The sequence below is a fragment of the Fusibacter sp. genome (assembly GCF_057447755.1).
On sequence record NZ_JBVBZF010000171.1, the window covers coordinates 1 to 7,448 of the forward strand.

The following is a 7,448-nucleotide window of genomic DNA, read 5'->3' on the forward strand; positions in this document are numbered from 1 at the left end:
TAAAAACCAGGTTGAAATCATCGTGTTAAAGCGCTGTAAAAAGACGAAAAAATTGAAAAACCTTAATAAAGACGCTAGGAAGCTGATGCTAAAAGATGCTATAATATTATCACGTGATGAACAATCTAATATTGAAAACAAGAAATTATTAATAATAGATGATATCTATACAACTGGTGCTACTGTTGATGCTTGTTCAAAAGTTCTATATGAGGCAGGTGCAGAGGAAATTTACTGTATTACATTTGCAATGGGGCAATAGTTGAATTTTTCAGGAGGGTAAAAATGACAGAAAACAAAATGGGTAATCTAAGGAACTGCAAAAAATGCAATCGCTTATTTTCAGCTACAGATGTGAGCAGTACTTTGTGTTCTAGATGTAATGAAGATATTGATGATGATTTTACAAGAGTACGAGAATATATCTATGACAATCCAGCATCAAGTGTTAAAGACGTTAGTATGGGCACGGGTATTTCCACAGAAGCCATCTTAAAATGGATCCGAGATGGAAAAATTGTTTTGGGTAAGAACGCCATCATTTCTTTTTGTGAACGATGTGGTGAACCCATGGATGATGGGAGCAGATTTTGCCCTAAATGTGTTCGTAAACTCACTGATGGGCTCAAAGAGGGCATCGGAGCAAACACCAACCAAAGATCGAAAATTGGAATGCATATAAAAGAAAAAAAATAATTTAAAAAAGAACTAAACTTACCCCTGTTTATGCCGATATCTATAGTAGAGAAATCGGCGCGAACGGGGGTGTTTTATATGAGAATTACTGGTAGCCCAAATATTCAAAACGTCTTAAAAACTTATGGTAAGAACGTTAAGAAGAACGAAGAAGTTGAAAAACCTGGCTTCAAAAGTGATAAAGTTGAAATTTCCAGCGAAGCTAGAGATTATCAAGTTGCAATGCAAGCACTAAAAGATGTGCCTGAAGTCAGAAGCGAGAAGGTTAATGCAATTAAGGAACAAATCAGTTCTGGACAGTATAAGCCTAATGCGGAACAAATTGCCGAGCAAATTTTGAAGGGATTAACAAAATAAGCCGATTTCTTTAGCCCCTACATATACCGGACATTTGTCCGGTTCTTATATTATTGAAGCAAAAGATAGTTTTGTGTGATAAAGGAGACGGTCTTATGACTAAGAGTGTAGAACAACTGGCACTGACGCTTAATAAGGAAGAAGAAATTTACCGTGAAATACTTCAGCTTTCGAAGAAGAAAAGAGCTGCGATTAAAGATCAGCGAATAAGTGAGCTTGAGACCCTTGCGTCGGAAGAACAAGGCCTTGTGATCACTTTATTTAAACTAGAAGAGATTAGAGAAAAAGTCGTTGATTTGGTTTTAAGAGAGAATAATCTTGAGTTTGTCGAAAATGTGTCACAACTAATGCAATTCTTGCCTTCAGATGAAAGGAAGCTTGTATCGGATGCCAAAGATCGACTCTTGGTTCTAGTGAAGAATGTCGCTGATGAAACACGATTTAACGCAAAATTATTAGAAGAAAAAATAAATTTAGTGAACTATAATATTGAATTGTTGACTCAGATTTCAACGGATAGCGGAAAATATACAAAAGACGCAATGGATGATCAAGTTGAGCGTAAGAATATATTTGATGTAAGAGTATAGGTAAAAAAACTTTTGAGGACTGATCCTAGACTTCAAAAGTTTAGTTATATATAAGGTGTTTTAGTAAAATGTTCTGTAATACAGTTAATGATAATGATCAGCAATAAAGCATTTAAAAGGATTTAAGTGTACTCATGAAATAAGCACGGAGGCTTTGAAAGGAGAGAACTCAAATGGCATCAGGTTTTTTAGGTCTTAGTATTTCTTTGTCAGGATTATTTGCCAATCAAAGAGCTCTGGGGGTTGTTTCTCACAATATTGCAAACGCAAATACTGAAGGGTATTCCCGTCAGGTAATGAATATGGAAGCATATAAACCTCAAACACTTCCAGGTGGTTTTGGTACCATAGGTGTTGGTGTTGATGTTACTGCAGTAAAACAAATTAGAGATGAATACTTGGATTACAAATACAGAAATGAAAATTCGGCTAAGGGTGAATGGGACGCAAGAGCAGGAGTACTTGAACAGATAGAAGGCATTTTTAATGAACCTTCAGATTCAAGTATCGGCGAATTGCTTGATAATTACTATGAATCGCTTCAGAGCTTATCAAAAAATCCTGAGAACTTAACGGCGAGAACTTTAGTAAGACAAAATACAATTGCATTATCAGAAGGTGTTACGCGTATTTCTGGGATGCTGACAAATCTTCAAAGAGATTTGAACTATCAGTTTCAATCGTCTGTAAATGAATTAAATATGTATTCTGAACAAGTGGTTTCTCTAAATAAGGCCATCTATGAAGCAGAACTTGAGGGTGGAAAAGCAAATGACCTTAGGGATCAAAGAAATGTAATCATGGATAAAATCTCAGAGCTTGCACCCGTTGATTACTATGAAGATGAACAAAATAGATTTCATGTGCTTTTAGGCGGACATCTTCTTGTTTCACATTTTAGAAGTGATTCGCTTGAGCTTGTGCCAAGAACTGAAAAGTTAAATGACAGTGATGATGATAAAATAATGGATGTTCAGTGGGCAGATGGCAATACACTTAATGTCACTACGGGTCAGATCAGTGGGCTAAGAGATGTACGTGATAATATTGATGGTGATAAAAAGGGTATTCCATACTACATTTCAAAGTTAGATGAGTTTGTGGATGTCCTCTCTGATACAATGAACGAAATCCACGAGCAAGGTTATGGCTTAGATGGAGATACAGGCTATTACATGTTTACCATCAATGACATGACAACAGCAGAGTTTAAAACCTATTTAAAAGAAGAGGGCTTAAACGCCGGTAAAGCAGTTAATGTTACCAATTCTGTTTTAGAGGGTGTCAGTGCTCTGCCTGTGGATGAGCAAGAGGACCAAATCAATAGTAATATCAATAAGATTCTGGCAAACAATCCAGACTATGCTGGAAAGACCATCAAACTAATTGATGGTGAGTATTTTGTAACAGACCGAATCAAATCAAGTGAAGTGACCATTGCAAAAGATTTAGAAGATTTAAATAAATTTGCAGCAGCAAAAAATATTGAAGAAGTTCCTGGTGACGGTTCTAATGTTTTGGACATGATTTCAACAAGACATAATATTAAACTCTATGAATGGGGTGCCCCAGAGGATTACATTAAATCCCTTGTGTCCAACCTTGGTGTTGACGCTGCTGAAGCGGATAGAGTCGCCTTAAATCAGGCACAGCTAGTAAATGAATTTAGTACCAGTCGAGACTCTGTCATGGGGGTTTCGCTTGATGAGGAAATGTCCAACATGATTAAGTTTCAAACGGCCTATAATGCAAATGCAAGAATGGTAAACGTTTATGATGAAATGCTGGATCTAGTGGTTAATCGGTTAGGTACAGTTGGAAGATAGGAGTGATTTTAAATGAGAATTACGAATAATATGCTCGTTAAAGACATGCTGTGGAATGCCAATAAGAACCTTCAAAGTATGGCGACCAAGCAAACCGAACTTTCAACAGGTAAGAAAATTCATAGACCTTCTGATGACCCGGTCGGTATTACTCAAGTTTTAAAGTTTAAAACAGATATCAGGGAAACTGAGCAATATGGTGAAAATATAAGGGATGCACTCGGCTGGCTTGAAGTTTCAGAGAGTGCGCTTACAGATATTAAGGATATCCTGCAACGTATTAGAGAATTAACAGTTCAGGCTGCTAATGGATCGAACAATGCAGATGATACAAGTAAAATTAAAACTGAAGTCTCCGAATTAACGAAAGAAATTGTCGTACTGGGTAACTCCACAATTGCAGGTCGTTATATCTTCTCCGGACTACAAACAGATACAAAGCTTTTTAATGATGATGGCACATACAATATTGACATGACATCAGAAAGAAGTGCTAATCAGAAGAGCCTTGGCTATGAGATCTCAGTTGGTGAGGTTATGGATTTGAGTGTTAGTCCAGTGGATATCTTTGGTGTCGTCCAAACGGACAGTTATTTCGAAGGAATGATTACCCCACAAACGGTTACAACAACACCTGCGACTGCAACTAATTTCACGGCAACGGTTGATTTGACGCATAACTATGCAACTGGAGATGTACTGGCATTTGCGATTAATGGTGCAAATTATCATGTGGATGAATCCTCACTTGTGCCTCCAACGACACAATTTGAATTTATTACAGCGCTTGAAAATGCCGTGGGTGTTAATGGTAAACTATCAGATGTGGCAGACATTAGAATTGATCCAGGTAATTTATTGGTGATTACAGCAAAGGAATTTGGACCTACTGTAACGATGTTTGACAACTCAACAAGTGCTGGCCTCTCCGGAAATTTGATTACTTATGGAACGGATCCTGTGAATGCAACAACAATAGTCGGCAATTTTCCACTTAGCGATGCTAAGGTTAAAGAGTATATCAATACAACCACACTAAAAGTGACCTACGATGGCCTTGCTACAGACCTTAATGTCGACTTAAATGCAGCAGATAATGTTGAAGAGTTGGTCTCACAAATACAGTCAAAATTGGACTCGGCATATGGTCCAGACCGTTTTTTAGTGAGTGGTGAAGATGGACAGCCGCTGGAGATAACCACTTTAGGTGTCTATGATGACATAGCGCATACTTTCGATATTGGTATCGTAACACAGAAGGGTAGTTTCTTCTCAAGTCGTATAGACAGACAAACTGTTGAAACTGACAAGGCGACAGCGACCAAATTTTCTACAAGTGTTAATTTGAATTATGACTATAGCGGTGATACGCTTGATATTGACGTAGGGGGCACAACTTATAATGTTGATGAAAGTCTCCTAGATAATACGATTTTCAATCCTGTAACCAAGGAAAAAATCATTAATGCCTATAAGAATGCGGATGATGGCGTTGGCGGCGTTTTAAGTGATGTGGCAGATGTGTATTTTGATGTTAACGATAAACTTGTCATTGTATCCAAGACTTATGGTTCAACTGTGGCAATTACAGACACCACAGCTTCAGCTGGACTTACTGGAAACGCAATAACGCTAGGACTTGATGGTGTTGATAAAACCATGTCTTCAAATGTGGCGTTGCTCGATACAGATGTTCAAGCCTTTACAGATATCAATACCATGATGTTTAAGCTCGATGGTGTTCAAAAGCGATTTGATGTGGATTTTAGTGGCCTTAATACCGTATCAGACCTGGTTACAGAACTTCAGACACAGATTGATTCAAAATTTGGCGCAGGTAAAATTGTCGTTGCAGGTGGTGATGGCTTAACGCTTGATTTCACAGCGGTTGCTACGGATGATGGCGAGTCTCATACGCTTAATATGGACATCGTTTTCAGCCAAGAGAGCGAACTCATTCACGATCTTAGAACACTGGAGGACGCACTTACTGTGAAGGATGATGATTCGATTCAATTAATACTAGGAAAACTAGACAAGCACTTAGATCGTGTTCTCACAGCTGCTGGTGAAATAGGTGGTAAAACCAATCGTATTGAGTTTATTTCTAATCGAATCGATGAAAACAAACTAACCTATACAAGCCTTTTGAGTAAGGTGCAAGATGTAGATATGGCAGAAGCCATTATGTTGTTCAAGAACCTAGAAAATGTTTACAGGGCATCACTCAGTGTTGGCTCAAAAGTAATTCAACCATCATTAGTGGATTTCATTCAATAATTAAAGGGTATAGATGATTTGATGAGTTATTTAAAGGGGTGATATTATGCCTATGCATGTTGAATCAAGACCAACTTTAATTTCAATTACGACAAAGGATGCAAAGTTATATCAAGAGGGCAATGGGGTTAACGTTTTGGATATCAGAACACAGAAACCATTACTTGAAATAACCACGACTAAACCTGAAGTGCGTATTGATCAGTCTAAATGCTTTGAAGAAGCTGGCCTCAAGGGATTAAAGGCCTTTATGAATGATGCAATCAGTTATGGTCAGCAAGTGCTACAGGCTGGCATCGCAAGGATTGTGGATGATGGCAATGCATATGCAAATATTCAATCAGGTCAGGACCCGATTCCAGATCAAGCCTTGTACAATGCGTATGAAATGTTTACTCATGAGTATAATTACGATACCATTCCTAAGTCAAGGCCTTCTATTGAACTCGTACGTGGCACTGTTAATTATAAATTCAATAGAGGACAAGTCATAAATTCAACAAAGTCCAATCCTGTTAGGATGACTTATGAACCGTGGAAGGTAGAAATTGCAGTGAAACAGTATGCATCAATTCAGTTTAGGTATGAAAAAGATAGATAGAGTAATGGAGGAGAAATATGCTAATTAAAACAGCTCATTTAGGTGAAGTAGAGTATGAAGAGAAAAATGTAATCACTTTTGGAGATGGATTACCGGGTTTTGAAAATTATAGTCAGTTTATCATTGTGCTTTCAAACGATAAAGCCCTTCCGTTTCACTTTCTACAGTCCGTTGAAAATGAAGATATTGCGTTTGTTATAACAGATCCATTTTTGTTTATCAATAATTATGATTTTGAAATTTCAGAGGATGTTGTGAAAAAGTTAGAGATTTCTTCACCTGGAGATTTGTCCATCTATTCAATAACCACGATACCTTCAAAAATTGAAAACACATCCATCAACTTGGCAGCACCTGTAATTGTAAACAACACCAATAATAAAGCCAAGCAGGTGATCCTTTCGGAGTATACTGACGTTAAACACTTTATCTTTGAGAAAAATAACAAAGGGGTGGTTTGATGCTGATTTTAACACGTAAAAAAGACGAAAGCATCATTATTAATGATGAAATCACAATTCAAATCATTAGTATAGAAGAAGGAAAGGTCAAGATTGGGATTGATGCCCCTAAGCACGTGAGTATATACAGAAGCGAAATTGTGGAGAAAATTCAAGAGAGCAACATGGAAGCTTTGGAGTCCAAAAAATTGTTGGCAGATTTATCGGATAAAATAAAAAAATAATTTTATTGGACGCTAAAGTTTCTAAAAAATACACCGATATTATTAACATAGAGCGGTTAATGTGACGGCCGGCATATTAATCAGCTTACAACCATCTGGAAAGGATTCCAGAGTAAATAATTCAAGGAGGAATTTTTTATGAGAATTAATAATAACTTAATGGCTATGAATACCCACAGACAATTGGGTATGGTAACGGGTTCACAATCAAAATCAATGGAAAAATTATCTTCAGGTTACAGAATCAATCGTGCAGGCGATGACGCAGCTGGTCTTGCAATCTCTGAAAAAATGAGATCACAAGTTAGAGGCTTAAGCCAAGCATCTAGAAACTCGCAAGATGCGATTTCTTTGGTTCAAACAGCTGAAGGTGCTCTTAATGAAACGCATGACATTCTTCAAAGAATGAGAGA

Annotated in this window: 10 protein-coding genes; all 10 read left to right on the plus strand. The window is 37.3% G+C overall.

All coding sequences use genetic code 11. The features are described from left to right. The coding region (locus AC220I_RS15280) for a ComF family protein (protein WP_486724723.1) at positions 1-262 on the plus strand (262 nt) is incomplete at its 5' end. Positions 263-285: 23 nt separating this feature from the next. Further along, positions 286-696, plus strand: a complete 411-nt coding sequence (locus AC220I_RS15285) for a zinc-ribbon domain-containing protein (RefSeq protein WP_486724724.1) — start codon at positions 286-288, stop codon at positions 694-696. 78 nt (positions 697-774) lie between these two features. Then, on the plus strand, positions 775-1,053 hold the full coding sequence (gene flgM, locus AC220I_RS15290; protein ID WP_486724725.1) for a flagellar biosynthesis anti-sigma factor FlgM: 279 nt from the start codon (positions 775-777) through the stop codon (positions 1,051-1,053). Between the two features lie 95 nt (positions 1,054-1,148). Continuing rightward, positions 1,149-1,643, plus strand: a complete 495-nt coding sequence (locus AC220I_RS15295) for a flagellar protein FlgN (RefSeq protein ID WP_486724726.1) — start codon at positions 1,149-1,151, stop codon at positions 1,641-1,643. 173 nt (positions 1,644-1,816) lie between these two features. Beyond that, on the plus strand, positions 1,817-3,469 hold the full coding sequence (gene flgK, locus AC220I_RS15300; RefSeq protein ID WP_486724727.1) for a flagellar hook-associated protein FlgK: 1,653 nt from the start codon (positions 1,817-1,819) through the stop codon (positions 3,467-3,469). 12 nt (positions 3,470-3,481) lie between these two features. Further along, the gene (gene flgL / locus AC220I_RS15305) at positions 3,482-5,749 is read left to right on the plus strand and encodes a flagellar hook-associated protein FlgL (protein WP_486724728.1); all 2,268 of its coding nucleotides are present in this window, start codon (positions 3,482-3,484) and stop codon (positions 5,747-5,749) included. Positions 5,750-5,795: 46 nt separating this feature from the next. After that, the gene (locus tag AC220I_RS15310; RefSeq protein ID WP_486724729.1) at positions 5,796-6,350 is read left to right on the plus strand and encodes a DUF6470 family protein; all 555 of its coding nucleotides are present in this window, start codon (positions 5,796-5,798) and stop codon (positions 6,348-6,350) included. Between the two features lie 17 nt (positions 6,351-6,367). Further along, positions 6,368-6,811: a flagellar assembly protein FliW gene (gene fliW, locus AC220I_RS15315; RefSeq protein WP_486724730.1), complete on the plus strand. Its 444-nt coding sequence runs from the start codon at positions 6,368-6,370 to the stop codon at positions 6,809-6,811. Further along, positions 6,811-7,035, plus strand: coding sequence for a carbon storage regulator CsrA (gene csrA, locus AC220I_RS15320; protein ID WP_486724731.1), 225 nt, complete (start codon positions 6,811-6,813; stop codon positions 7,033-7,035). Before fliW ends, csrA begins: the two co-directional genes overlap by 1 nt. Before the next feature lie 138 nt (positions 7,036-7,173). Next, on the plus strand, positions 7,174-7,448 hold a 275-nt coding region (locus AC220I_RS15325), incomplete at its 3' end, for a flagellin N-terminal helical domain-containing protein (protein ID WP_486724732.1).